Source organism: Bradyrhizobium sp. Kon58 (genome assembly GCF_055807455.1).
Genome location: NZ_JBVVOT010000691.1, coordinates 1 through 232 on the forward strand (window position 1 = coordinate 1; position 232 = coordinate 232).

The following is a 232-nucleotide window of genomic DNA, read 5'->3' on the forward strand; positions in this document are numbered from 1 at the left end:
TGAGCGATAGTGGTTTCAAGCCGAGAGATCCCTTTAGCATCGATTGGGAACGACAATACAATGTGGGCCCTTCAGACGAGCATCTGCATGCGATGGGGCAGTTCATCGTTAATTATTCAGCGGTCGAATGGCAAATATCTAACCTCTTCGCCTTTTTCCTCAAAATGCCAGTGGCGGATGCCCAAAAGCTTTCAGTTGAAGCCAACATCTCAATGGCGGGGATGGTCCGGTA

General features: G+C 49.1%; 1 protein-coding gene. It reads left to right on the plus strand.

The window, feature by feature from the left end:
• Positions 1 to 232, plus strand: a 232-nt coding sequence (locus tag AC0L20_RS41960) for a hypothetical protein (protein ID WP_473295989.1), incomplete at both ends; no start/stop codon positions are given.